Origin of the sequence: Acinetobacter rongchengensis (assembly GCF_003611475.1) — a bacterium.
Classification (GTDB): Bacteria; Pseudomonadota; Gammaproteobacteria; order Pseudomonadales; family Moraxellaceae; genus Acinetobacter; species Acinetobacter rongchengensis.
The window spans coordinates 1-332 of sequence record NZ_RAXT01000221.1 but is presented as its reverse complement, the minus strand read 5'-3'; the positions used below and the strand labels follow the sequence as shown (position 1 = coordinate 332).

Sequence of the window (332 nt, the reverse complement as noted above, 5' to 3'; positions counted from 1 at the left end):
GAGGAAGGTGTAACTTCATTAATCGATGAAGCACAACACAAAGTATCCCATACAAGACACCCTATACAAGCGCAAAAACTCAGACTGATTGACAACCACACTGCATACAGCGCCCTAGAACGGCGTAACATCCGCTTCCACCGCAGCAGTGCGGTCGAACAAACAGACAGCATCACACACTTTGCAGGACAACGCTCACTACAACCTACAGCAGTCTATCTACAACGCTGGCAAGCTGAACTCCTCGACACCGAAGAAGGCGCAGGTTCCGTACTCAGCCACCACCAACACAGCGACAACCAAGACAACAGCCGACTTGCCCTTGAACAAGC

Annotated in this window: 1 protein-coding gene; it reads left to right on the top strand. The window is 50.9% G+C overall.

What is annotated here, in order from left to right:
* The coding region (locus tag D7V20_RS19630) for a contractile injection system protein, VgrG/Pvc8 family (RefSeq protein WP_215624536.1) at window positions 1-332 on the top strand (332 nt) is incomplete at both ends.